Origin of the sequence: Actinomycetospora sp. CA-101289 (genome assembly GCF_050955895.1) — a bacterium.
GTDB lineage: Bacteria > Actinomycetota > Actinomycetes > Mycobacteriales > Pseudonocardiaceae > Actinomycetospora.
The window spans coordinates 17,443-41,797 of the sequence record NZ_CP192093.1; the positions used below are offsets into that span (position 1 = coordinate 17,443).

The window sequence follows — 24,355 nt, forward strand, 5'->3', positions numbered from 1 at the left end:
AGAGGGGTGCGGTGAAGACGCTCATGGCGCTCGCCCTGGCCGCCGGGGCCGCTCTCCTCGTGCGACGGCACCGGGACCAGGCCCCGACCCGCGAGGTCTGGGCCGACGCGACGAGGCCCACCGCCCCGTCCTGATCCCCTCTCGGGGACGTAGCTCAATTGGCAGAGCACCGCCTTTGCAAGGCGGGGGTTGAGGGTTCGATTCCCTTCGTCTCCACCTACTGTGACCTGCGACAACGTTGGTCCGACCTGAGCAACTTCTCCGGTCGTGGCACGGTTCGTGGCACGAGTTGGCCTATCTTCCCCGGTCATGGCGAAGGCCGTGCGCCCTTCCTCGCGCGACAGGGGCAACATCGAGCTGCTTCCGAGCGGAGCTCTGCGGGTGCGCGTCTACGCCGGCCAGGACCCGGTCACGAAGCGACGGCACAGCCTCGTCGAGACGGTGCCGGCCGGACCCAAGGCCTGGGAGCGCGCCGAGGAGGTCCGTCTCGGGTTCCTCGCCGACATCAGGAAGAGGCGCAACCCGCGGACGACGGCGACCGTCAACCAGCTGCTTGACCGCTACCTCGATCAGCACACCGGTGGCCGGCGGACGGTCGAGGGCTATCGGGAGTACGTCGACAAGCACGTCCGGCCGTTCATCGGCATGTCGAAGGTCGGCTCGATCGACGCCGAGATCCTGGACTCGCTCTACGCCGAGATGCGGCGGTGCCGCGAGCACTGCCGCGACCGTCGCGGCGTGGACCACCGGACGAGCTACCCGCACGAGTGCGATGCACGGTGCCGACCACACCGGTGCCGGCCGCTGGGCGCAGCGACGATCCGCAAGATTCACTACATCCTCAGCGGCGCCTACAAGCGCGCGGTGCGCTGGCGGTGGGTGGGCTCGAGCCCGATGGACCAGGGCGAACCACCGCCGGTCCCGTCGCCCGATCCGCAACCGCCGACACCCGAGGAAGCCGCGCGGCTCGTCGCCGCGGCGTGGCGCCGCGACGCTGACTGGGGGATGTTCGTCTGGCTGATGATGGTGACCGGCGCTCGCCGTGGCGAGGTCTGCGGGCTGCGCTGGCGGTACGTCAATCTCGAACGAGGCGTGCTGACGATCCGGCGCGCGATCGCGGAGGTCCGTGGCGAGACCGAGGAGAAGGACACCAAGACCCATCAGCGCCGACACGTCACGATCGACCCCGGCACAGTCGAGGCCCTACAGGAGCACCGGCGGCGGTGGGAGGAGCGCTGCGCCGCCCTTGAGACCGAGCTGTCGCCGGACGCCTACGTCTTCTCGTCCTCACCGACGGGGCAGAAGCACCTGACGCCGTCGTCGGTGACGCAGCGGTACAGCAAGATGGCCGACCGGCTCGGGATCGACACCCACCTCCACAACCTGCGGCACTACTCGGCGACCGAACTCATCGCGGGTGGCGTCGACGTCCGCACGGTCGCTGGTCGCCTTGGGCACGGGGGTGGAGGCACAACGACGCTTCGGGTCTATGCGGCATGGGTCGCGGAGGCGGACCAGCGAGCGGCGCAGGGCCTGGCCGACCGCCTTCCCGAGCGGCCGGCTCCCTCCGACGTAGACGACGTCGAACGCGCCAGAACCGACCCGCGATACCCCTTCGAGCACATCGCGATGGCCCTGCGCGATCGCATCGCTGCCGGCGGGTGGCCGGTCGGCGCCCAGCTCCCGACAGGGAAGCAGCTCGGCGTCGACTTCGGCGTCTCGACCGCGACTGCTCAGCGGGCCGTGGCCCTGCTCCAGGCCTGGGAACTCGTCGAGGTCAGTCGTGGCCGGCGACCCGTTGTGCTCGCTCCCCAGGCGTGAGTGGAACTTCGTGTGGTGGTCAGCTCCACCCACGGGCAACGGCCCAGAGGCTCAGGGCGCGTCCCTGCTGGCGGAGTGCGCGCCACGTTCGGATCGTCCGCATGAGGGCGCAGCGTGCCCAACCGTCCGGGGTGGCGTCTATCGAACGCCCGTTCGACAGGACGGCGCCCTTCAAGGGTTGGTGTCCCACGAGGCTTGGTCGGCCACGGTAGGTCGCACCAGAACCTGGCCGCATGCGGTCAGAACAAGGCGATCCCCCGGGCCACGGAGGCTCCGGGGGATCGCTTGAGATACTTGGGTGGCAGTGTCTTGCACCCCTGCTCAGCTAGTGAACCTGAGGTTCATGCCGAGGTCGCAGCTATGAGCCTGTGGCTTCCGCCGCGACCTCACAATCGTACCCACAGAACGCCGCTACCTATCAAGCTCCTCTACGTGATCTACCGGCTACACCTAGTGATAGTAGCTTCTCGGGGGCTGGCCCGCGGTAGGTGTCGATGTTGACTCGTCGATCGCGACCGTCCTCCAGGGTCGGACGTCCAAACGTCGCACCGAGGTGCGTAGCGATCCTGCCCTTGTGCGAACCCGCGCTGCCCGGACCACCTCGCGCGATCCGCCTGTGGTGGAGGATGGAGCCAGCGAGCAGGTCGGCGACCTGCAGCACATCGTTTGACTTCGAGTCGAGACAGGCAGCCGAGACGACGGCGGTGCTCCGAAGCCGGCTGTTCGCTCTACTGCGGACCGTGTCCTCGAGCGAGCAGCCGACCGGGGTCGAGATCGTGTCCATCAGCACGCCAACGAGCTCGCCGCGGTTGATGCTGCCGACGAGGAGCTGGGCGACGACGTCTGCGTAGACGCGCCACTGCTCTCGGTCGCCCTTGAACGGGTCATGAACTTGGCCGTCAATGACGCACGCGTGCAGCGTGGCGTCGGACTCCTCCAAGGCGGCGATGATCTCGCGATAGATGGGGACTGAGGCTCGGTTGATCTCGCTGAACTTGAGCTCGCCCGAGAAGCCGGTCTGGTCACGGAGCTCCTGGACACGTCGCGCGAACAGGCCAGGCTTCCGGAGCTTCACGGCGGCGACGACGAAGAACTTGCTGGCCGTGGAGCGAGAGCCGCTCTCATCGATGAAGATCGTCGACGTCGACGCTCGCTGCTGGACCCTAGAGGTGGGCAGAGCGGCGCTCGTGCGCGCCATGGGCGGCCTCTCGACGGACTGTCTCGGTCAGTCGACAAGCCTAGAGGGTTGAACCGACAGCTCTCGTCGCCCGCGAGTGGAGCCGCTCGTCTTTGAGGAGACACACCTGGCAGGGACATCAGGCGCCGTGCGACGGTCGATCGTCGAGGAGCTCGCCCCTAGGCTGAGGCGGATGTCCCCCGAGCCGTCGGATGCCGAAGAGCTAGCACGGCGGCTACTCGCTGAGCCGTTACCCCGGCGCTGGTCACATGTAGTCGCTGTAGCTCAGAAGGCTCGCGCAATCGCGCAGGAGCTCGGCGCGGAGGCCAAGCTCCTCGAGGCAACGGCGTGGATGCACGACCTGGGCTACGCACCGGGCCTCGCCACCACCGGTTTCCACCCCCTCGACGGCGCCCGCTATCTCCGGGACCACGGCGCTTCGCAGCGCGTCGTCGACCTCGTCGCCCTCCACTCGTCGGCGAGGGCAGAGGCTCAGGAGTTCGGGGTGGCGGACGAGCTTGCGGAGTTCCAGGACGAGCGAACCCTGACCCGCGACCTGCTCTGGTATTGCGACATGACGACTGGTCCGGACGGGTCGGACATGGAGTTCGAGGCCCGCATGGCTGAGGTCCGCGAGCGGTACGGCCCCGACCACTACGTAACGCGTGCGCTCGACGCCGGCATGGATGAGCGGCGCGCAGCGGTGCAGCGGTCCAGGGACTGGCTGACGCGGGTGGGGCTCGCGAATCAGGTGTAGTAGGGCGGCGCGTCAGTTCGGAAGCCGTGGTCGATTCGGAGCCGGATCGATGGGTGGACGTCGATGCCGTCGAGCTCCTTCCGGGACACCCACACGACCTCGCTCGACTCGTCGCTCGTCCGGGGTTCGCCGGCGATGGGGCGCGCTCGAAAGCAGATGGAGAACTCCTGGCGGACCTCGCCGTCGTCGTATGCCATGACGTGGTCGGGATTCGAGTAGATGCCGACGAGACTCGTCACCTCGACAGAAATTCCAGTCTCTTCTTGGGCCTCTCGGACGACTGTTTGGGTCATCGTCTCACCGAGTTCGTGGCGGCCGCCTGGAAGGGCGTAGTAGCCATTGTCGGTGCGACGGATCATCAGCAACTGTGCGTCCTCGTCGAGCACGAAAGCGCTGACCGCGATGACGATGCTGTTCGGTCGTGGGGCGTCCGGGTCGTTGTAGTGATCGGTCCTGGCCACGCCGCTACCACTCGGCCAGCTTCGACTGGTCCCACACGTCCACAAAGCTGCCCTCGTACGTCTCGAACACGTCGCCGGCCGACAGTTTCCGCAGATGCATCGCGGGCGCGTGCGGGCCGGGGACGCCGAAGACGTGCATGTTGACGATCATCTCATCGTCGAACCGAAAGATCGAGTTGTACAGCGTGGTCTCGTGGAAGCGGAACTCGACACCATGGGTGTGAAGGAGCGGTCGGTAGCTGACGAGGCCGTACCGGATGCGCGCCCCCAGCACTCCAGGACCGAGCTTCTCTTCCGCGCTCCGCCGCTCGGTGGCCTCGCTCTCCGGCGCCCCGAAGGCGATCCGCACAGCGACGCCGGCCTCGGCCTTGGCCTTCAGGGTGGCGATGAAGCCGGGCCGTTCATGGAGGAACTGGCCGGCGTGCACCAGCACGTCGATCCCTGCTGACGCCCGTTGCAGCAGGTCGTCCCACAGGCGGGCGGGCACGTCGCTGCGGTGCGGGAACGTCTCGACGATCTCCGAGGTCGCGGCCCTCTTCTGCCGCTGAGCCGGGACGGCTCCGGGCCAGAGGTACGACTCGCTCCGCCCGACCAAGGCAGCCAGAGCCCCCCTATGCCGGGGATACGGAACCCGATCTTGCGTCAGCCACCGTTCGACGGTCTTGGCGTCGACCCCGACCTGGTCGGCCGCCGTGGAGGTCGAGTGCCCGGCGTGCATCAGGGCGTCACGGAGACGTTCGTTGGCCACCTCGGACCTCCAGGCCTTGCCTAGGGACGACTTCATTCTAGCGAAGACGTCCCTAGTTGTCCTGCCTGATGGTGTAGGCGTCCCCTGCTCTTTCCGCACCCTTGCGTTGCCTCGCCGCCACTCGGTGAGCACGGAGGAGCTTCGGAGGACAGAGTGACACTCAACGAAAGGACTGCGACAGCGCCGACGTTCTACGACGTGGCCGAGGTCGCCGAGATGTTCAAGATGTCGCGCATGACGGTCTACCGCGCCATCAACTCCGGGGAGCTGCGGGCGATTCGTATCCGTGGGCGCCTGCTGATCCCAGCTGCGGTGATCGATGGGCTGGTCGCGGAGGCGACGGCGGAGCGACCGAACTCCGATTCCGCGATGCTCGACGTGTTCGGTGGAGGGCGGTCATGAGCGTCGGACTGCTGATCCTCTTCGCGATTCTCGGCGCATTCATCTGCGCGAAGACGCGGTCCGCTGCTGGTGCGGTGGTGTTCTCGCTCGTCGCCCTGGTGCTGTTCATCGGCACACCGGTTGGTCAAGGCCTGCCGGGGGCGATCGGCGGGTTCATGTCGGCGGTGGATCAGGCGACGACGCCGGCCTTGTCGGGCGCCTCGGAGACGACGAACGACGGCTGAAGGCCGCCACGGCACAAGGCGCTCAAGGCCGCGCGAGACAGCGGAGCCGCCGCCGGCGACGCGAGACCGATGAGTCCCGCCGAGCGTGAGTGGGCCGTTCCTCCGCCTCAAGGGCGCCTGCGGCGCCGCTGCGCGGCCGGACGAGCCCGGCCCTTGACCCCGGAGACCTCGACGGCCCGCGGCGCCCGCACGCGGGGTGGAGGCAGGCAGGACGCCTCCACCCGCAACCGGCGGGACCCATCAACACCAGCTGTGCGACCGACACACCCGATCAGCTCTGAGGAGACGACATGAACGAGACGACGCTGACGATCGTCGGCAACCTGACCGACGCGCCGGACCTGCGGTATCTCCCGAGCGGGGCGGTGCGAGCAGGGTTCACCGTGGCGTCCACGCCCCGGCGCTTCGACCGCCAGCAGGGCGCATGGACTGACGGAGACGCTCTGTTTCTGCGCGGCGTCGCGTGGGGTCCGCTCGCGGAGCACGCCGCGGAGTCGCTGGACAAGGGCGACCGGGTGGTGGTGACCGGTCGGCTGCGGCAGCGGTCCTTCGAGACCGCGGAGGGCCAGCGCCGGCAGGTGATCGAGCTCGAGGTCGACGAGCTCGGGGTGTCGCTGCGCTACGCCACGGCCCGCCCCGAGCGCACGTCCGCTCCTGCTGGCGGCGCCGACGAGCCGGAGGGCGCTGAGGCCCCGGTCGAAGAGCTGGTGAGCCGCGATGGCTGACACGAACTGGCAGGTAAGAGCGGCGTGCCGGGGCGTGGACCCGGAGCTGTTCTTCCCGGAGGCGACGGACGAGCCCCTGGTTCGCAAGCAGGTCGCGGCGGCGAAGGCGGTGTGTCGGTGCTGCCCCGTGCGCGAGCAGTGCCTCGCCGAGGCGCTCGAGCGGCTTCCGCACGGAGTCGCCGGCGGGATGACTGAGCACGAGCGTCGACGAGCTCGGGCGCAGCGCGAGCGCCCCGGCGATCGCAAGCCGCGGTGGCTGCTTCTCCTCGAGGCCGGGTCCTCCCACCCGGAGGTCGCGGCTGAGTACGGGGTGAGCGTCCGCACCATCGCGCGTTGGGCCTCCCGCCTGCCCTCTGAGCACTCGGCGCCGGCTCATGGGCCTGGTCCCCGATGAGCGCGCTCGAAGTGAGTCGACGCGAGCAGGCGGCGTGGAGGACCCGGGAGCTCGTACGCCGGGTGGCGGTCTCCGCGTTCGGCACGACCGAGCAGCAGGAGCCCGTCGAGGGGTTCCATGGCCTTTCCCGACCCGGGCTGGATGATCCGTTGGCCGGAGTCCGGGCCGGACGGCTCGTCGCCGACGTCGCGGCCGGCGCGCTGCGGGACTGGGCAATGCGAGCCCGCGGCGTCGGCCACGGCTGGGACGCCGTCGGCCAGGCACTCGGGCTCTCCGCCGAATACGGCGAGAGCACCCGCGGTGCGGCGGCATGGGAGTGGCTCATGGAGCACCGACCTCCGCCTCCTCCGGCCAGCACCCCGCCGGCCGCAGCGGTGTGGACCTGCACGACGTGCCGTGGCCGCGTACGTGACAGCGGCCCGTTCGCCTTCCACCCCGACGACCGCGAGACCGGCCATCACGACGACTGCGCCCGCCGCTGCGGCGCTCCGTGCGTGGCGCCATGACGTGGAAGGAGACAGCGATGTCTAGCCGCAGGACAGACAACCCATCGGCCACGTTCGCCGGCGCAGGACGTGCGGCGCCGCTGCTGCTCGGGGTGGAACTGGTCCGTGCCGACGTCGGCCGGAGCTTGCTCGGGCTGGACCTCGGCGACGCCCCGTGCGGCGGACCCATCACCTGGGCGCTCTTCATCGACGGCGACCTGGTGGGGCGGACCGACGAGGCGATGACCGATGAGGCGGCACAGGCGTGGGCCCGCCGGATGACCGGCGAGGGCGTGCGCTTCCAGCGCGCCGATCCACGAGGCGGCTACTGGCTCGCCGACAGCACCGACCTACAGGGCGGGTGGCCGCGGTGATGGCGACATTGGTGATCCTGGTGTTGCTGATGGCAGCGACAGCGATCTCGCTGACGCGCGGCGCGATCCGGCCGGCGCTGGTGTGCGGGGCGGTGGCCGTGCTGCCCGTGATGACGTTGCTGCAGGCGTTGTCGTGGCCGGCGCTGCTCATCGCCGGGATGCTGCTGGCGCTGGTGGGGTGGCACCGCTGGTCCCGGTCGCGGGCGATCGTGTCCCGCTGGTCGGCGCGGTCGCGGCGCCGCGCCGGCGTCGCGTCCTCGCTCGACATCGCCCGCCACGCGGGGACGGTGGCGACCCGCCGCCGCGCGGGCACGGTCCGGCCTTCGCTGGGGTCGTTGGTGCGCCGGGAGGGGTGGGCGACGCCGACCTCCGCGGTGGGGGTGGAGCTGTGCCGGGTCGGGGTGCAGCGGGTGTGGTCCTCGATCGAGGACGTGACCTTGGTCTTCGGCGGCCCCCGGACCGGCAAGACCGGCTGGCTGGCGGGCCGCGTCCTCGACGCCCCTGGTGCGGCCGTGGTGACGTCGACCCGGACCGACTTGCTCGAGCTGTGCGCCCCGATCCGGCAGCGGGCCCGTGGGCCGGTGTTCGTGTTCAACCCGGTCGGGCTCGGCGGCATCCGGTCGACGATCAGCTTCGACCCGCTGACCGGCTGCACCGACCCGGTGACCGCGATGGAGCGGGCGACGGACATGGTCTCGGCGACCTCCCGGGCGGCGTCGGGGGATGCGGAGCGGTGGGACGCGCAGGCGCGTCGGGTGCTGGCGGCGTTGCTGCACGCCGCGGCGCTCGGCGGCGGGTCGATGCGCGACGTGCTCGGTTGGGTGGCCGACAACGACCGCGCCGCCCGTGAGGTGCCGGCGCTGCTGCGCCGCAGTCAGGTGGAGACCTTCGACAAGGCCGCCGAGCAGTTCGTCACCACCAACGACCGCACCCGCACCTCCATCACCAACTCGATCATGCCGGCGCTGGGGTGGCTGAATCACCCGTCGGCGGCCGCGGCCGCGTCGGGGCGCGCCTTCGATGTGGAGGAGCTGCTCGAGGCGCGGGCGACGGTGTTCCTGCTCGGCGCCGAAGAGGCCGACACCGGTCCACTGGTGTGCGCGCTGACCGGTCACATCGCCCGCGAGGCCCGCCGCCTCGCGGTGCAGAAGCCGTCCGGGCGGCTCGACCCGCCGCTTCTACTCGCCCTCGACGAGGCCGCACTGATCAGCCCGGTCCCGTTGGAGAACTGGACCGCGGACATGGGCGGGCGCGGGGTCACGATCATCGCTCCGTTCCAGTCCCGCGCCCAGCTGCTCGCCCGGTACGGGGAGCACAAGACCGCCACGATCCTGAACAACACCGGCTCGGTCATGCTCTTCGGCGGCACCCGTGACCAGGCCGACCTGCACTTCTGGTCCACCCTCGCCGGCGAACGCGACGAACGCGTCACCACCACCGACCTCCACGGCCGCGTCGCCTCCCGAACGGTGCGCAAGGTGCCGGTCCTCGCTCCGGCGCAGATCGCCAACCTCCCGGCCGGGAAGGTCGTGGTCTACCGCCGCGGGATCGCCCCGGTCATCGGCCGGGCCCGCATGGCCTGGACCCGCACCGACGTCCGGGCCCAGCGCCAGCAGCCAGCGACCGGCTGGCGCGGCCGCTGGCAGCGCGCCCGGGCGTGGGCCGACGTCGGCCTCGCGGCGCTGCGGCGACGAGTCACCCGCCCCCGCCGCACGACCCCGGCTGCACCCCGGCCGGGCTCGAGCGCCGGCGCGCCGCTGGTCATCGACATCGACCCCGTCGTCGACCCGGTGATCGGCGCCGCCCACCAGCCCAAAGCGCGCGATGACGCGGCCGGCGACCAGGGGTGGCGACGGTGAACCGCCGCGCCAGCCAGCTCGAGCGCGCCGACCAGGCCGCCACCGCAGCCGGACCCGCCTTCAACCACCGCGCCGCCCTCACCGGTGCCGACGCGAGCGAAGCATTCACGAGGAGCTTCCGATGACTGATCGGACCAACGACGAGAACACCCCTGCCGTCGCCGCCCGTGGCGACAAGATCGCGGCCGAGCTGGAGCGGCCCACACTTGACCAGGCGCCGCCCGACCAGCTCACCGACCGGGAGCTCGTCGCCCGCGCCGAGTACTGCGACGAGATCGCCCGCACCGCCAGCCCCGCCGACCGCGCAGCAGCGCTGGCCGACCTCGAGGCCACCCGGGACGAAGCCGAGGCCCGCGCGGTGGGCGAGCCCGCGGACAGCATCCGGGCCCAGGTCGCGGGCTACATCGGGCTGGTCCGCGAGGACGAGGAGCACGCCCTCGCCGCTGAGGCCGCCACCTGGCGCCGGCAGCTCGACGCCGCGCTGCCATCTGCAGGCCCTCCGCTTGCCAGCTACGCAATCGACGATGTGCCGCTCCAGCGCGCACCCGCGGGTTCCGAGCAAGGTGCCGAGGAGCAGCTGGATGAGCGGCAGCTGCAGGAGATGCTGGCGAACGAGACACCTCTACGGCGCGCCTTCATCCGCGCGAGCTTCACCGAGGACATCGCCCCTGTGCCTGCCCAGACCCGGGGGCGCGAGCGGATTGATCTCGGCGAGACCGTACTGACAGTTGAGCAACGCGCTGACCGGGCGCAGAGCCTCGGCCAGGGCGCCGGAGTCGACGTCGCCGGCTACGACCCCGACACCGACGTCTACACCGACCCCGACACCGGCCAGGTCGTCCGCCTCGACGGCCGCCCCGCCGACGGGCCACCCGCGAGGTGGGCGGCGGACCGGCACGAGACCTACCTCGACAGCCGCCCCGCCGAGGCCTCGGCGTCCAGCTGGGCCTACAACCCGAGCGCCGAGTACGGCGATCCCGACTGGCGCGAGCCCGCCTCGGACGACGAAGCCGCCGCCCGCATCGCGTGGCTCGAGGAGAACACGGCTCCGGCGACGGGTTGGGTGCGGCGCCCCCAGACCGAGGTCGAGGACGCCCTCGACGACGCCGGCGAGCAGGCGGTGCTCTCCGACCGCGCCCACGACCACGACCCGGTCGCCTGGGCCGAATATCAGCGCCTGCTCGCCCTCGATGCCTTGACCCCGCTGCCCGACCAGTCCGACGCCCTCGACCGCCGCCAGACCGAGGAAGCCGAGGAGATGGCTGTCGAGGATGACGAGCGTTACGTCGACCCCGAGGGTCGGAGCTGGCCGTCGGTCGACGCGTGGGTCACCGCCCGCGCCGACCCTGCAAAGGCCGCCGACACCTCGCACCCCGACGACCTCCCACGGCTGCGCCAGCGCCTCGCCGACCTGCAGTTCCAGCGGGCGGTCGGCGCCGACGGCGAGCAGGAGGGCGAGCGGCGCCGCGAGCAGCTCGCTCGCTGGCACCAGGATGACCACTCGACCGCCGACGCTGACGCACGCGACCTGGGGGAGGGGCGGTGAGCCGCCGACCGCCCCGGCAGCCCGGCGGCGACGAGGAGTTCGCGCGGGTCGAGGCTCTCGCTGGCCTTGCACGCGAGGTCGACGGACTGCGCCGCCACCTCGAGGCCTTGGTCGCGGTGCCCGAGCGTGTCGATGACCTGGCCCGCACCGTCGCCCAGCTCGCCGACGCCGTGTCCGCGATGCCCGCCCGGCCAGGACCGACTGTGGCGCCCACGTGGCTCACCGCGCCCGCCGACTCGGAGGCCACCGGGCAGCTGCTCGCCGAGCTCACCGACTGGTTGCACGCGGTGTTCATGCGCTACCCCGACGGGGTCGCGGTGCTGCCCGAGTGCTGGCTGTGGCACCCCGACGCCGTCGAGGAACTCCTCTGGCTCATGCACGCCTGGCGCGCCGCCTACCAAGGCCGGGGCGCCTCGGTGCAGCTCGCCGGGGACTGGCACGACCGCCAACGCCCCGGCGTCGTCCGCCGGCTGCGCACCTCGGTCGGGTCGTGCTCCCGCGAGCGCCACCAAACCCGCGCCGGCTGGAACACCACACCCCAGGGCGCCGTCCCCGTCCCCGGCGCCGACGCTGCCCACCTCATCGCCCGGTGGTGGGCCGGCGCCCGCGACCAGCCCGCCCCCGAACCCGACCAGGCCCCCCAGCCGGGCCCGCGGCTGCGCGACGCCCTCGACGGGCGCATCGGCCCGAGCAACGGGACCCGCTAGTGACCGACCACCCACACCCCAGAGCCGTCGGGCCGCGGGCCATGTCGGTGGGGCGAGCCGTGATCTGGCTACCGGGGCTCGCGGTCGCGCTCGGCGCCGCCGTGGCGACCGCTCACGGCCTCTACGAGGTCGCGGTCGCCGCCCGCGTCCCGGCCGGGATCGCGTGGCTCTACCCGCTGATCACCGATGGGCTCGCCCTGGTCGCCTACGCCGCCACCGCCCGCCTCACCGGACCCGCGGCCCGCTACGCCTGGGCCGTCGTCGTCACCGCCGCTGGCCTGTCCGGGCTCGCCCAGGCCGCCTACCTCGCCAGCGGACCCACCGTCGACGTCGCGCCCGCACTCCGGTTCGGGGTCGGTGCGTGGCCCGCCATCGCCGCCGCCGTCGTCGCGCACCTGCTGTTCCTGCTCGCGGTCGCCGACCCGGCTCCCGGTGCCGAGTTCGGTTCGCCGTCCGTTCAGCGAGGCACTGTTCAGGGCGGGCTGTTCACCTCGTTCGACGTTCAGTCCGAGGCGTTGCCCGGCGCTGTTCAGCCGCGACTCGGCGCGGGCGACGAGATCGCCGACGCGGACCGCGCCGATGGCGCAATGGCGGGCGGACCGAGGCCGCGCGCGGCTCCGTCACCGGCGCGCGACCGGGCCGAGGCGAGCGCGGTGCGCCACGCCCAGCGCCACGGCGCCTGGCCCACCGTCACCGAGCTCGAGCACGCCGCCGAGGTCTCCCGCGGCACCGCCGCCGCCGCCCTCAAGGCCCTGCGCGACCAACCACTGCCCCTGCACCTGATCAACAGCACCGACCAGGACACCACCGAGACCACCGACGAGGCCCACCCATGACCACCAACCCAGCGATCACCACGACAAGCAACAACGACCAGAACCAAGAACCAGGACAAGAACCAGAGACAAGAGCAAGACCACTTCCCGACACCGATCACTACACCGAACAGACGACAAGACACGACCAACAAGACACCCGAACGAAAAGATCAAGGGAAAGATCAGAAGACGCACACCGAGGCATCACGATCCGAGGGTCCCGGCCGGCCTCCGGCCCGCCGCCGAACGACAAGATCGGCGCCCGCCGCCTTATTGATCTTCAATGCTCGCGCGAGGGTCGCCCGCAGAGGTGGTCCGGGTGCTGAGCGTCGCGACGGGCTACAACCCGGACTACCTGTTGCGCGAGGTCGCGACCGGGCGGGAGAACTACTACACCGGCGCGGTTGCCGAAGGCGAGCCGCCGGGGCGCTGGTGGGGGGCCGGCGCCGAGACGCTCGGGCTGCGTGGCGAGGTCGACGCGCAGGACATGACCGCCGTCTACTCGCGGTTCCTCGACCCCCGTGCCGAGGGCTTCCGCGATCCCTCGCGGTGGGACGAGCTCGGCGAGGAGGCGACGCTGGGTCACGCCGGGCGTGCCTACAAGTCCGCGGAGCAGTTGTACGCCGAGGCGCTCGAGCGTGAGCCCGATGCGTCAGCTGAACGCCGCGATGAACTCCGCGTCGAGGCGAGCAAGGCAGTGCGGCAGAACGTGGCCTTCCTGGACCTGACGTTCAGCGTTCAGAAGTCGGTGACGCTGCTGCACACCGCGTTCGAGGCCGAGGAGGTCAAGGCCCGCGAGGCAGGTCTGGACGAGGAGGCCGCCGAGTGGGCCCGGCTGCGCGAGACCGTCGAGGACGCGATCTGGCGCGGCAACGACGCCGCCCTGTCCTATCTGCAGGAGCACGCCGGCTACGCCCGCGTCGGACACCACGGCGGCAGCGCGGGCCGGTGGATCGACGCACAGAACTGGGTGGTCGCGAGCTTCTTCCAGCACGACTCCCGCGACCACGACCCGCAGCTGCACATCCACAACGCCACCCTCAATCGCCAGCAGGCCGCCGACGACGGGCAGTGGCGCACGCTGGACTCCCGCGCGATCCACCGGCTCAAGCCGGCCGCAGCCGCGGTCGGGGAGCGCACCACCGACGAGGCGCTGATCCACGACCTCGGGGTGGCGATGGCGATGCGCCCCGACGGGATGGCGAGGGAGGCGACCGCGGTCGACCCCGGCTCACGCGACATGTTCTCCTCGCGCTCCCACAAGATCAGCGGACGGGCCGCCGAGCTGATCGAGCAGTTCGAAGCCACCCGCGGGCGGGAGGCGACCGGCCTCGAGCGCGACCGCATCAAGCGGCAGGCCACCATGGCGACCCGAGCCGCGAAGTCCCACGGCGGAGAGAGCCGCGAGGCGTTCCTCGCCCGCGTCGACGACGAGCTGCGCGCCGAGGTCGCCGGCGGGCTCGCCGGGATCGCCCACGCCGCCCGCGCCCAGCACGAGCAGGACCGCGCCGAGCCCGAGCGGTTCACCGCGACGGAGGTGCTCGAGGCAGCGCTGGAGGCAGTCCAGGCCAAGAAGACCAGCTTCACCCACGCCGACCTCGTCCGCGAGATCAACGCGCTCCTGCCCGACCACCTCGGCACCCCCGAGAACACCGACGTCGCGGCGCTGCTCCACGGCCTCGCGGACGAGGCCATCGCGCTGGTCGAGCAGGTGGAGCAGGTGGAGGTGGCCGCGCCGGGCGAGGGCCTCGAGCCCGAGGCGTTGCGGCGGCGGGACGGGACGTCGGTCTACATGGCGCCAGGCGGGCGGTCCTACGTCACCCGCGAGCACCTGCGCAGCGAGAACCGACTGCGCGCGGCCACCGGCGCACGTGAGGGGGTGCAGCTCACGCCGGGGCAGGCGCACCGATTCGTCGAGCACCTCCGCGACGAGGGCATCGAGCTCGGCGTCGACCAGGCCGCCGCCGTGACCGGGGTCCTCACCTCCGGCGCGCGCCTCGAGACCCTCATTGGCCCCGCGGGCACCGGCAAGAGCTTCGTCGTCGGCTCCCTGGCCCGCGCCTGGAGCGACCCCGCCCACCGCCGCCAGGCAGACCCCAAGCGCCGCGTGTTCGGGCTGGCCACCGCCCAGCTCGCCGCCGACGTCCTCACCGAGGAAGGACTCACCACCGCCAACACCGCCCGCTGGCTGGCCACACAGCGCCGGCTCGACTCCGCCCAGGCGACCCACCGGCCCGCCCTTACTGCTGACGAGCCCTGGCGGCTGCGCCGGGGCGACCTCCTGGTGGTCGACGAGTCCTCCATGGCCGACACCGCCGCGCTCGCCGCGGTCCACGCCTACGCTGACGAGGCCGGCGCCAAGCTGCTGCTCGTCGGCGACCCCCGTCAGCTCGGCGCGGTCGGCGCCGGCGGCGCCATGGACCTCGTCGCCCAATCGGGAGCGCGCTACGACCTCGCCGACGCACGTCGCTTCCACCACGAGTGGGAGCGCGACGCATCGCTGCGCCTGCGCGCCGGCGACCCCGAGGTCATCAAGGACTACCACCGCCACGGGCGACTGCTCGACACCGGCACCCTCGCCGATGCCGAAGTGTCCGCCGCCCGAGCCTGGCTGGCCGACACCCTCGCCGGCCACCGCTCCCTCCTGGTCGCCGACACCAACGACGCCGCCGCCCGCGTCTCCTCCGCCATCCGCGACGAGCTCGTGCGCCTCGGCCGCGTCGCCGAGCACGGCCTCCCGCTGCGCGACGGCACCGCCGCCGGCGTCGGCGACGTCGTCCAGGGACGCCGCCTCGCCTGGGACCTCGCCGGCTACGAGGGCAACCGCCGCGGCCCGGTCAACCGCGAGCACTACCGCGTCACCCGCCTCCGCGACGACGGCGCCCTCGAGGTCACGGTCCTCGGTGCCGGCGAACCGTTCCATCCACGGTCCGGTGGCGCCGACGGCACCGTGGAAGGCGAGGGCGAGCGGCTCGTGCTCCCTCCCGAGTACGTGGGCGCGGACCTCACGCTGTCGTACGCGGGCACCGTGCACGCCGCCGAAGGCGCCACCGTGTGGAGCGCCCACCCGGTGGTCACGCCCCGCACCGACGTCAACGCCCTGTACGTGGGGCTCTCTCGCGGGCGGGAGGCCAACACCGCCCACGTCGCCACCCTCACCGGCCCCGACGACGCCGCCCAGGGCTCCGAGAGCGACGTGGTGCACCGCGACCCGCGCGCCGTCCTCGCCGCCATCCTCGACACCCGCGAGGCCACCGACGAGGCGCACCGCTCCGCCACCACCGCGCAGGAGGACGCCGCGGCCCGAGCCGCGTCGGTGCAGACCGCGGGGGAGCGGTTCGCCGACGTCGCCCACGAAGCCGCCACCGAGCGCACGGCGCGCTGGCTCGACGCCCTCGTAACCCACGAGGTTTTCGACCCACACGACCGGCAGCGCATCGCCGCCGAGGACGGCACCGCAGGGCTGACCCGCCTGCTGCGCCAGGCCGAGATCGCCGGCCACGACCCCGCCGAGGTCCTGCGCGGCGCCATCGCCGACCGCTCCCTCGACGGCGCGCGCCGGGTCAGCGACGTTATTCAAGGCCGCATCCGCGCCGAGCACGCCTTCGAACCCGCCGGCGACACGTGGTCCGACTGGCTCCCCCGCGACATCGACCCCGCCACCCACCGCTACCTCGAAGCGCTCGCCGAGGCCGCCGACACCCGAACCTGCGAGCTCGGCGAGCAGCTCGCCGCGCAGCCCCCGGCCTGGGCCACCCGTCGCCTCGGAGCGGTCCCCGACGACGACGCGGCCCGCGACACCTGGAGGGCCCGCGCGAGCGCGATCGCCGCCCACCGCGAGCTCGCCGGCCACCCGCTCGACGACGACGGCAAGGCCAGGACGCAACCACGCGGCCACGCCAGTGACGGGCAACCTGCGAGCGCCACCGAGGTGCTCGGCTCCGCCCCGCCGCGGGGCCACGTCGAGGCCCACGCCGCCTACCGCGCCGCGCACCGCGCCGCGGGGCTGCCCGACCACCAGCGCGACGAGCTCGAGTGCTCACCCGCCAGCCACCGCGCCCGCGTCCGCGCGTGGGAGCGCGAACAGGCCTGGGGCCCGGCCTACGTCGAGAACCTCCTCGCCGGCACCCGCCAAGCCGAAGCGCGACACCGGCAGACCGCCGAACTACGCCGCGCCGAGGCCGACGCTGCGCGTGTCGAGGCGGAGCGAGACCGCCTCGCGCGCGAGGCGGACCACGCTGGCGCGCTCGCCGAGAACCTGGACCGCCACGGCACCACGCTCGAACAGCAGGCTCAGACCTATGCCGAGTGGTACGCCGCCACTGCCATGACCCGAGCTCTCGGCGAAGCCTCCGCGCAGTACCTCGCCGAACAGCAAGCCGCTGACGAGCCCGAGCCGGCGGTCACCGCCGAGGAATGGCTCGCCCTCGACCGCGCCGCAAAACACGAGGACGACGTCCATCGCGACATCACCGACATTGACGTCGAGGAGCGGCCCGGCGTGGACGAGCGCACTGTCGAGGCGGACAGCGACGATTCCGACGTCTCGCCCGAGCTCGACCGTGTCGAGGACGAGCGTCACGCGGCTCCCGACGCCGTCGAACGAGGCGCTCCCGAGCCCGACGGTCGAAGTGACCGTGATGACGTGCCTCTGGCGGAGACGGACGTCTCTGACATACGTGAGACTGCCGACCGGACTGCGAGCGGCGTCGACGAAGACACGGTCCACGCCCCCGACGCCAATGAGGTCGCGGCCGCGGCCGCCCGCGCTCACGAAGCCGCCGCCGAGCTCCGCAACCGGGAAGCCCTCGAGGAGCGCCACGAGGCCGACGAACGATCACAACAGCTCGCCGCCTGGCACGCGGAGGACGAACCCGTAGCGGGGGAGACCGTCGACGCGAGCGACGACGAGGACGTCGCTGACTCGGACGACTACGTCAACGTGTGACCCGACGGAAGTGGGATCGGCGGCCCGGACCGATCGGGTAACGGGCGGTCCAGCGCTTCCCGGAGGATCGCCGCGCACTCCCCGCGTAGATCGGCGCCTGCGCGGGACCCGTCCTCGAGGTGGCGTGGAAGCACCGGCGGCATGTCGTCGATGAATCCCAGCGCCCAGCTTAGGGCGCGCCCCGCTCCATCCGCGATGGCTGTCGTCCAGCCGTAGGCCGACCACTGTCCCCACCAGCGCCGTCGCTCGGCGCTGTCGAGCCGCGCGATCCCGGCTTCGCGCCACCACCCGGGCTCCGGGTACGGCTCGCCGCGCGACACCGCACCGCACACGATCAGCTCACCCATCGCCCGCCACCGACTCGGAGCCGCGACGTCAGCCGTCGCCGGCGCGGTCGGATGCACACCACCGACCCACGCCAGCGCGCACTGCGCCCCGTGGACCTCCGGGGACTTGCCGCGCTCCACGTAGCACCACAGCAGACCGTGCTCCACCCACGCGAACTGTGGGAGCGGCGGAGCGACCCAGTCTGGCACCTCCCGCACGCGGGGCACTCCCCACACCCTCGTCGTCGCGCTCTCGGTCTCAGCCACGCCGCACCGCCCTCCCGCGCCAACTTTCGGCGCGGGTTGCACTGGAACTCTGTTTCACAGGAGTGTGCGCCGGGCCCCCGACAGCTGGTTGCTTATCTCAAGGGCGACCAGTTGCGTTTGGGGCGCTGTGCGAGGAGCGAGGGCTGATCCTCATCCCGTCAGGATGATGAAGGAAGCGCGACCAGCACACCGCGCCCTCGGAGGCCCACCAAGTGCGCAACAACCGTCCTTCCCACTGCGCGATCCCGGATTACGACGCCACACTCGAGGTTGCGGTGCATGGCGTACTGGGTGAGGTTGGCGCTTCCTATGAGCACCGTCTGCTCGTCGATGACCAAGACCTTGGCGTGCAGCGCAGCTCCGTCCTCTCGGCACGCTCCCGGCCACGCGAGCCTGGTGGCAGGGATGCCCGAGAAGGCGGGCGCCCCGCCGTCGAATCTTGGGTTGTCGGCGGCCCGCTCAGCGAGGAGCGTGATGTCGACTGAGCGAGCGGAGGCCGCTTCCAGCGCGGTGCCGACGCTCGGCTCGGAGTGCATGGCGTAGCTGACGAGCACCACCTCCCTCCGGGCCTCGTTGATCAGATCGGCCACCGTCGCCGACGTCAGTCGGTGGACGGTGACGCCTGACGACGGCCCGGACCAGACCACGTCGATCCGAGAGGTGCCCCGTGCCCGTGCCCGTCGGAGCCCGTCGAGGACGCCGGCCAGCTCGACGTGAGAGCGGTTCGGCAGCGCCGCCTGGATGGACGAGCAGACAGCGCGGACGGGTTGCGAGCCGGTGGCGGACCGAAGTCTCGTGATCGCTGCTGGTCCCTCTCGGGTCGCCACCGTGAGCTCCTCGAGGAGGCGGTCGGGCAACGTCGTCGCGAGGTGGACGAGCTTGTCGACCGGATCGTTCATCGGGGAAAGGCCAGTCCGTTGCCGGTGAGGTCGACGAGGACCGCGCGATCCAGCCAGCGGTTATTCGCCTCGCAGCTGGTTTCCGAGACGAACAGGCAGGCGTGACACGCGGCGGCGTGCTGAGTGCGGTCTCCCGGCGATGGTTCGTGCTCAGCGCACAGCGGGTCGGACGAACAGCGCGCCGCGTCCTCCATCGCCTGGTCGAGCAGCCGCGTCAGGTGGTCGGTCTCCCCTAGCGCCACGAGTCCGCCGAGGGTGCCCTCGCTGTCGCTGGCCGCCGTCGACAGCAGGAACCCGGCCGTTCTCGTGCCCGGCTGGCCCACGTAGAGCCGCTCGCGGATGCTCGCCGACGAGTAGCCGCACTCGAGGGCGACCTGTCGAATCAGTAGGTGGCTCATCGTGTGCAGCAGCAACATCCGCGCCATCGGGAACAGTGGGTCGGCCGGACGGTCGTTGGCCTCCCGCCATGCCCTGTGCGCCTGTCGCAGGTTCTCGATCCGGGGATGGTCGGCGACAGCGTCCTCCCATGCCGCGACGCGATCCTCGCGCAGCTGCAGGAACACCCCCTCGCCCCGCTTCTCGACCGCAGGCACCCAGTCGACCGGGCCGCGACGCAGCGGCGCGAGGTTGGCCGGCCGTCCCTCCCGCCCGTCGGGCCCCTCAAGCCGCGTGAATCCGAGCAGCGCCTGGACCTCACGCAACCGCGGGACCCGCACCACCTGGTCGAGGAGGCCCTCGTAGCCAGGCGGGACGATCAGATTCGGTGCCGCGCGGAAGTCCTCGTCCTGCTTCTCAGAGGTTGGGCGAGAGAGCAGCTGCCACTCCTCGTCGAGCAGGTCGCCGGGTTCGGCCGGCACCGGGCCGCCGCCAGCTCGCATCTTCTCGATCTCGGCCCATATCTCGTCGACCGGCTCGTCGCGCAGGGACCGGAGCTCATCCATTCCGTCGACGATCGCCTTGACCACCTGCGGAGTCGGCTGCGCCCCGAGGAGCTCCCAGTGCTCCCCGATGCGATCGGCGAGGCTCTCGGAGCTGGGCAGGTGCAGGGCACTCGCGCTGACGCCGAACCAGAGGTTGCTTGCCCCGAGGACGATCAGCCGCAACGGCGCACCGCAGTCCTCGAACATCTGCAGGTGCGGGTGCCGCCCGCGGCAGCGGGGCAGACGGTCGGACCCGTCAGTGCCCGAGGCCCGCGCGACGTTGGCCGAGGCACCACACTCCGAGCAACCGATCGTCACCTGCGGTGCGAGAGTGCTGGCGGAGTCGCGCATGGTCAGCTGCGGTCCCCCGCACACCGCCCCGCGGGCTTGGTGGACGAACTCGACGTACGGGAAGTCATCGAGGTGGCCGCGGGCGCATGCGACGAGGAATCGGGCCGGTATGCAACGCCGCTTGCGCGCGTCGGCTCGGTTCGCCTGGTGCGGGCAGCCAGCGTGCACGATCTTCGCCAGGTCCGGGCGGCGACCCCACCGGTGGACGAGCACGAACTGATTGCTGCCGTGCAGCGCCCCGAGCCGGTGGCACTGCGGGCACCGGAGCCAGCCCGGGAACGGTGACACCGGGACGCCAACCTGCGTCCACGGGTCGTCGGCGGCCGCCGGGTCGACCGGTGCACTTTTCAGAGCGCTCACGGTAGGACCGAGGGTGCGCTGGACTTCGGAGAGCAGCCGTGGTTCGTGGACAACCTGCTGGTTCGCGGCGCTCCACGCATCCGTCCCCCGCACGATGACGCTCAGCGCGGGCAGGTCGACGACCGCTCCGACCCCGGTGGTCGAGACGAGGTGGCTCGGGCGCGCCTGCCCGATCCGGGTGGGCTGGGAAATGGGTCCGGGCCGCGACCGGCCGGGGCGGCTCACGCGTTCCCCTGCGTTCCGTAGGTCCACGCGGGAGCATCAGTCAACGACGGATCGCCCTGCCGAATCTGGAGCAGGACCTCTTCCTCGACCTCGCGCATGCTCATCGGCGCGGTCCAGAGGTCCCACGCCGTGACCCCAGGTGCTTCGAGCAGCCCTGCGACATCCGCTGCCTCCTGGTAGCCGAGCTTCCCGGTCGGCAGCTGCGTGCGCCGTTGCGACCACCGGTCGAGCCGATGTTGGACCTTCTTGCGGACCTCGTCGGCGACCTCCTGGTCGCTGGTCACGCGCTCCGCGCGGCGCCCGATCAGCTCGACGAGAGCCTTCGCGGACGGTCCGGTCAGCGGCACTGTGTGCGCGGCCGGGTTCGGCAGGCGGGACGTGGCCTCATGCCTGATGTCCGTGACCACCACCGCGGAGAGCGCGCGGTCGAGCGCGCGGTCACTGAACGGCGTCGTCGTGACCCCCTCGACCCGCATCCCGAAGGTGGCGTGGTTGTAGCCGAAGCGCTCGTAGTGCCCGAGGTCGCGCGGCCGGGTCCATTGGAAGATCGTCAGAACGAGGCCCGGCTCCGACGGCCGGCGCCCCACCCGTGAGGTCGCCTGGATGTACTCGGCAGTGTTCTTCGGCTGGCCGGTGACCACCATCGCCCCGAGCCGAGGGACGTCGACACCGACCTGCAGCATGCTCGTCGCGAGCAGGACGTCGACAGGCCGCATGCGCTCGGCGGCCTCCTTCCGGAAGTCGGGATCGGTGCGCAGGCGCTCCATCGCGGCGGTGGAGTCGTAGGTCGGAACGAAGCCCCGGTCGAGTTCCGCGAGCGTGCTCGTGATCTGCGCGCTCGGCATGCGGCTCGTCAGCTCACTCACGGCCGGGCGTCGGCGGCGGGTGCGGACACGGTTGCTGGAGAGCCGGTCGGCCACGTCGTCCTCCACCAGACGGCGCATCCCGGCGAGCTCGCGGGTGGAGGTGAAGTAGTCGACCACCGTCATGTACGGGTCGGCCGGGGCGCCGTGCTCGTCGAACAGGGCCTGGGCGTGCTCGAGCAGCGCCGCCATCACGCGGATCTCCACCGACTTCAGCGTCTCACCGGGCGCGCAGATCCCGAAGTAGCGCCGGCCGGGCTGCTTTGCGGTCGGCTCAACGGTGGTGGAGAAGAACGTCTCGCCCGCGTCGATGACCTGAGGCGGGAAGACCGTCAGCCCCCGGGCGAAGACCTGCTCCACCTGGTCGCGGGCCCGGCGAACCGTAGCGGTCGAGGCGACGAGGACCGGCCGGACGACCTGCCCGTCGCGCTCGTGGGTGCAGAGCTCGTCGACCACGGTCTCGTAAAGCCCGACCATCGACCCGAGTGCGTCGCTGATCAGGTGCAGCTCGTCCTGGATGATGAGATCAGGCGGGCGCAGCCGCATCGCGGGCTGCAGGGCGGTGGCGGGGTAGCCGGCCGCGGCGGGGTGACGGCTCTTGCAGAAGCCGACGAACTCGGGGTTGTGCCAGCCGTGTCGTGGGCAGCGGGTGTCGACCTGACCGAAGAGCGTCGCGGTCGCCGCCTTCCACGGAAGCTGTGCGAACTTGTCCACCGTGCTGATCACGAGCGCCGGCGTTAGGCGGTAGAGCTCCTCGTCGGTAGTGACCACAGGGAGCCCCTCGCCGTGCGCCTGGCGCTCCGAGAACGGGCACGTGCCCTCTGGGTCGGGGCAGTAGGCCAGCACCCGGCGCCGGACGTCGTCGGTGGTGACGTCGCGGCTGCCCTCCAGCGCGAGACCGCACCACGGGCAGGCGGCGAGCTGAAGCACCCCGCCCGGACCCGTGGTCTGACCCCGCTTGTCCTGGATCTCCTGGCGGGCGTTCTCAAAGGTGTTCGGGGTGACCGACACCCCCACCCACAGCCCGAGACGGAACGGCACCGTGCCCCACCGGCCGTCGCCGCCTGCGATCCGCTCGCGGCGCAGCCACTCGCAGGCGCAGATCAGCGAGGCGGCGCGCTGGAACTGCTGCGCGGTGAGCAGCCGCAGCGTGTAGCGCATGAGCACCGCGACCCCGTCGGTGCCGTCGCGGGCCTCCTCGCCGGTCCCCACCACGCCCTGGAGCCGCCGGACGGCGAGGGTGAACGCCGTCAGGCCGAGGTAGGCCTCCGTCTTCCCGCCGCCGGTGGGGAAGAACAACAGCTGCGCCGTGCCGTCGTCGGGACCCCGCAGGGCATCGGGGTGGCTCGGGTCGGTCAGCCCGGGCAGGCAGAGCAGCACGAACGCCAGCTGGAACGGCCGCCAGCTCCGGGTGCCGACGACGTTGTGCTTGCGCAGCAAGGCGTCGAGCCCGAGCGCGGGGTCGGCGAGGCGGTCACGCACCACCTCACCCCGCACGCGCTGCAGCGCCATGGCTTGGTTGGCGAACCGGAAGGCCTCCCGCGCCTGCCCATTGTCGCGGAGCAGGTCCACGGCGCGGTCGAGGCGGTCGGCGACCTTCAGGGCGAAGTCGAGGCCGACCGCGGCCGCCGGGGCGTAGCGGGCGACCTCGGGGTCGTCGAGCCGAGGCCGCTGTTCCTCCTGGAGCCACCGCCGGTACCCGGTGACGAGGGGACGCAGCGCCCGGACCAGGTCGTCGCGGGCGAGGCCGGGGCTCCCGAGCGTGTCCATGTCGAGTTTCAGCCCGGGCATCTTTCGGGAGTCGCCCGGGACGACGAGCGGCACCTCGGCGGAGGGGAACGATGTCGTCGTCAACCGCCACGCGCGGTCGTCGCCTCGCCGGACGTCGGCGTCGACGGCGCACTGGCGGCCATGGGCGTACTCCCGGGAGTGCCGGAAGAGCAGCTCCAGGGTGCGCCGCTCGTCGTCGGAGGTGGAGGGTGGCTCGGAGAGCTCGGGATCGTTGTGCCCGGCGAAGACCGCGGCGGCACCGTCGAGCGCGGTGACCTGGAGTTGAGCCTGGTAAAGGCGGGCCGTGTCGGGTGCCGACGACGGCGGGGTCTGGCGGTTGATAAGCGCGACGTCGACGATGCGCGTCGCGCCCTTGTGCCGGACGACAGCGCGGACCACGACCTGCTCGTGCAGCGGATCGGGTACGAGGTTGTCCTCTCCGCCGACGGTGCAGTCGATCTCGACCGGCCCGCCGCACGGCACCCGCTTCCACACCCGGCTCGGCCGGCCCTGCTCGGTCTCGTGAATCTCCGACGGACCACGCTCGTAGCGGCCCCACGAAGCCTTGACCCGCAGGGTGTCGACGTCGGCCGGCACCTGGAACGACAGCCCGATCGACGACGCGCCCCGGCTCCCCGAGCGGACCGTGGCCACCGGCTCGGTCCCGGCGTCGCCCGGCTCGTCGAGCGATCCGCCCTCGGCCTCGACGGTCTCGGGTGCCAGCCCGGCCGCCTCGTCGTCGGCGTCCGCTGGCGGCGCCGCCGCCGGGACGAGCCGCCCGACGAGGTACCGCTCAGCGGGCTGCATCCCGGGCGGCAGCTCCTCGTCCGGCCCATCCCACGGGCCGAGCAGGTCGCGCTCGAGCCGGTGCTCCAGCTCGTCGCGCACCGCGACCGACAACATCGCACTCGGGTCCACCTGCGCCCCC

General features: G+C 71.9%; 22 protein-coding genes and 1 tRNA gene. 16 read left to right on the forward strand and 7 right to left on the reverse strand.

What is annotated here, in order from left to right:
* Positions 1-11: 11 nt before the first annotated feature.
* The 3 genes from ACQPX6_RS00075 (at position 12) to ACQPX6_RS00085 (ending at position 1,821) form a co-directional block, all read left to right on the forward strand.
* The gene (locus tag ACQPX6_RS00075; RefSeq protein ID WP_433784605.1) at positions 12-134 is read left to right on the forward strand and encodes a DLW-39 family protein; all 123 of its coding nucleotides are present in this window, start codon (positions 12-14) and stop codon (positions 132-134) included.
* Positions 135-143: 9 nt separating this feature from the next.
* A tRNA-Ala gene (locus tag ACQPX6_RS00080) sits at positions 144-216 on the forward strand.
* Between the two features lie 51 nt (positions 217-267).
* On the forward strand, positions 268-1,821 hold the full coding sequence (locus ACQPX6_RS00085) for a tyrosine-type recombinase/integrase (protein WP_433784606.1): 1,554 nt from the start codon (positions 268-270) through the stop codon (positions 1,819-1,821).
* A gap of 418 nt (positions 1,822-2,239) precedes the next feature.
* On the opposite strand, the gene ACQPX6_RS00090 is transcribed toward ACQPX6_RS00085, so the two are convergent.
* On the reverse strand, positions 2,240-3,019 hold the full coding sequence (locus ACQPX6_RS00090) for a DUF3800 domain-containing protein (RefSeq protein ID WP_433784607.1): 780 nt from the start codon (positions 3,017-3,019) through the stop codon (positions 2,240-2,242).
* Positions 3,020-3,095: 76 nt separating this feature from the next.
* Here ACQPX6_RS00090 and ACQPX6_RS00095 point away from each other — a divergent pair, with 76 nt between their 5' ends.
* Positions 3,096-3,755, forward strand: a complete 660-nt coding sequence (locus ACQPX6_RS00095; protein WP_433784608.1) for an HD domain-containing protein — start codon at positions 3,096-3,098, stop codon at positions 3,753-3,755.
* Here ACQPX6_RS00095 and ACQPX6_RS00100 read toward each other — a convergent pair.
* Positions 3,746-4,216 (reverse strand): NUDIX hydrolase, encoded by a 471-nt coding sequence (locus ACQPX6_RS00100; protein ID WP_433784610.1) that lies wholly within the window; start codon positions 4,214-4,216, stop codon positions 3,746-3,748. The genes ACQPX6_RS00095 and ACQPX6_RS00100 overlap by 10 nt on opposite strands.
* A gap of 4 nt (positions 4,217-4,220) precedes the next feature.
* Positions 4,221-4,964: an XRE family transcriptional regulator gene (locus tag ACQPX6_RS00105; RefSeq protein WP_433784611.1), complete on the reverse strand. Its 744-nt coding sequence runs from the start codon at positions 4,962-4,964 to the stop codon at positions 4,221-4,223.
* A gap of 198 nt (positions 4,965-5,162) precedes the next feature.
* On the opposite strand from ACQPX6_RS00105, the gene ACQPX6_RS00110 reads away from it, so the two are divergent.
* The 12 genes from ACQPX6_RS00110 to mobF all read left to right on the forward strand — a co-directional run bounded on the left by ACQPX6_RS00110 (position 5,163) and on the right by mobF (position 17,446).
* A complete protein-coding gene (locus tag ACQPX6_RS00110) occupies positions 5,163-5,366 on the forward strand; it encodes a helix-turn-helix domain-containing protein (RefSeq protein WP_433784612.1) in 204 nt (67 codons plus the stop codon).
* On the forward strand, positions 5,363-5,590 hold the full coding sequence (locus ACQPX6_RS00115; RefSeq protein WP_433784613.1) for a hypothetical protein: 228 nt from the start codon (positions 5,363-5,365) through the stop codon (positions 5,588-5,590). Before ACQPX6_RS00110 ends, ACQPX6_RS00115 begins: the two co-directional genes overlap by 4 nt.
* 290 nt (positions 5,591-5,880) lie before the next feature.
* On the forward strand, positions 5,881-6,315 hold the full coding sequence (gene ssb / locus ACQPX6_RS00120) for a single-stranded DNA-binding protein (protein WP_433784614.1): 435 nt from the start codon (positions 5,881-5,883) through the stop codon (positions 6,313-6,315).
* The gene (locus ACQPX6_RS00125; protein ID WP_433784615.1) at positions 6,308-6,709 is read left to right on the forward strand and encodes a WhiB family transcriptional regulator; all 402 of its coding nucleotides are present in this window, start codon (positions 6,308-6,310) and stop codon (positions 6,707-6,709) included. The genes ssb and ACQPX6_RS00125 overlap by 8 nt, the downstream gene beginning before the upstream one ends.
* Positions 6,706-7,215, forward strand: coding sequence for a hypothetical protein (locus tag ACQPX6_RS00130; RefSeq protein ID WP_433784616.1), 510 nt, complete (start codon positions 6,706-6,708; stop codon positions 7,213-7,215). Before ACQPX6_RS00125 ends, ACQPX6_RS00130 begins: the two co-directional genes overlap by 4 nt.
* Before the next feature lie 17 nt (positions 7,216-7,232).
* Positions 7,233-7,568: a hypothetical protein gene (locus tag ACQPX6_RS00135; protein ID WP_433784618.1), complete on the forward strand. Its 336-nt coding sequence runs from the start codon at positions 7,233-7,235 to the stop codon at positions 7,566-7,568.
* Positions 7,569-7,597: 29 nt separating this feature from the next.
* Entirely contained in the window at positions 7,598-9,427 is a 1,830-nt protein-coding gene (locus tag ACQPX6_RS00140) for a type IV secretory system conjugative DNA transfer family protein (protein ID WP_433784619.1), read from the forward strand.
* Positions 9,424-9,552 carry a hypothetical protein gene (locus ACQPX6_RS00145; RefSeq protein WP_433784621.1) on the forward strand — a complete coding sequence of 43 codons (129 nt, stop codon included), beginning with the start codon at positions 9,424-9,426 and terminating at the stop codon, positions 9,550-9,552. The genes ACQPX6_RS00140 and ACQPX6_RS00145 overlap by 4 nt, the downstream gene beginning before the upstream one ends.
* Entirely contained in the window at positions 9,549-10,973 is a 1,425-nt protein-coding gene (locus ACQPX6_RS00150; RefSeq protein ID WP_433784622.1) for a hypothetical protein, read from the forward strand. Before ACQPX6_RS00145 ends, ACQPX6_RS00150 begins: the two co-directional genes overlap by 4 nt.
* Positions 10,970-11,680, forward strand: a complete 711-nt coding sequence (locus ACQPX6_RS00155) for a hypothetical protein (RefSeq protein WP_433784623.1) — start codon at positions 10,970-10,972, stop codon at positions 11,678-11,680. The genes ACQPX6_RS00150 and ACQPX6_RS00155 overlap by 4 nt, the downstream gene beginning before the upstream one ends.
* Before the next feature lie 59 nt (positions 11,681-11,739).
* Entirely contained in the window at positions 11,740-12,516 is a 777-nt protein-coding gene (locus ACQPX6_RS00160) for a hypothetical protein (protein ID WP_433784624.1), read from the forward strand.
* 301 nt (positions 12,517-12,817) lie between these two features.
* A complete protein-coding gene (gene mobF / locus ACQPX6_RS00165) occupies positions 12,818-17,446 on the forward strand; it encodes a MobF family relaxase (RefSeq protein ID WP_433784625.1) in 4,629 nt (1,542 codons plus the stop codon).
* On the opposite strand, the gene ACQPX6_RS00170 is transcribed toward mobF, so the two are convergent.
* The 4 genes from ACQPX6_RS00170 to drmA all read right to left on the reverse strand — a co-directional run bounded on the left by ACQPX6_RS00170 (position 17,431) and on the right by drmA (position 24,345).
* Entirely contained in the window at positions 17,431-17,940 is a 510-nt protein-coding gene (locus ACQPX6_RS00170) for a hypothetical protein (RefSeq protein WP_433784626.1), read from the reverse strand. The two genes, mobF and ACQPX6_RS00170, sit on opposite strands and share 16 nt — an antisense overlap.
* Positions 17,941-18,197: 257 nt before the next feature.
* On the reverse strand, positions 18,198-18,938 hold the full coding sequence (gene drmC / locus ACQPX6_RS00175) for a DISARM system phospholipase D-like protein DrmC (RefSeq protein WP_433784627.1): 741 nt from the start codon (positions 18,936-18,938) through the stop codon (positions 18,198-18,200).
* Complete coding sequence (gene drmB / locus ACQPX6_RS00180; protein ID WP_433784628.1) at positions 18,935-20,794, reverse strand: DrmB family protein; 1,860 nt, start codon at positions 20,792-20,794, stop codon at positions 18,935-18,937. The genes drmC and drmB overlap by 4 nt, the downstream gene beginning before the upstream one ends.
* The gene (gene drmA / locus ACQPX6_RS00185) at positions 20,791-24,345 is read right to left on the reverse strand and encodes a DISARM system helicase DrmA (protein WP_433784629.1); all 3,555 of its coding nucleotides are present in this window, start codon (positions 24,343-24,345) and stop codon (positions 20,791-20,793) included. Before drmA ends, drmB begins: the two co-directional genes overlap by 4 nt.
* Between the last annotated feature and the right edge of the window lie 10 nt (positions 24,346-24,355).

Bases quoted from the DNA above. Each gene is read 5' to 3' on its own strand.
- ACQPX6_RS00090 (WP_433784607.1), bottom strand. From the start codon at position 3,019: ATGGCGCGCACGAGCGCCGCTCTGCCCACCTCTAGGGTCCAGCAGCGA.
- ACQPX6_RS00115 (WP_433784613.1), top strand. From the start codon at position 5,363: ATGAGCGTCGGACTGCTGATCCTCTTCGCGATTCTCGGCGCATTCATC.
- ssb (WP_433784614.1), top strand. From the start codon at position 5,881: ATGAACGAGACGACGCTGACGATCGTCGGCAACCTGACCGACGCGCCG.
- ACQPX6_RS00125 (WP_433784615.1), top strand. From the start codon at position 6,308: ATGGCTGACACGAACTGGCAGGTAAGAGCGGCGTGCCGGGGCGTGGAC.
- ACQPX6_RS00130 (WP_433784616.1), top strand. From the start codon at position 6,706: ATGAGCGCGCTCGAAGTGAGTCGACGCGAGCAGGCGGCGTGGAGGACC.
- ACQPX6_RS00135 (WP_433784618.1), top strand. From the start codon at position 7,233: ATGTCTAGCCGCAGGACAGACAACCCATCGGCCACGTTCGCCGGCGCA.
- ACQPX6_RS00140 (WP_433784619.1), top strand. From the start codon at position 7,598: ATGGCAGCGACAGCGATCTCGCTGACGCGCGGCGCGATCCGGCCGGCG.
- ACQPX6_RS00150 (WP_433784622.1), top strand. From the start codon at position 9,549: ATGACTGATCGGACCAACGACGAGAACACCCCTGCCGTCGCCGCCCGT.
- drmC (WP_433784627.1), bottom strand. From the start codon at position 18,938: ATGAACGATCCGGTCGACAAGCTCGTCCACCTCGCGACGACGTTGCCC.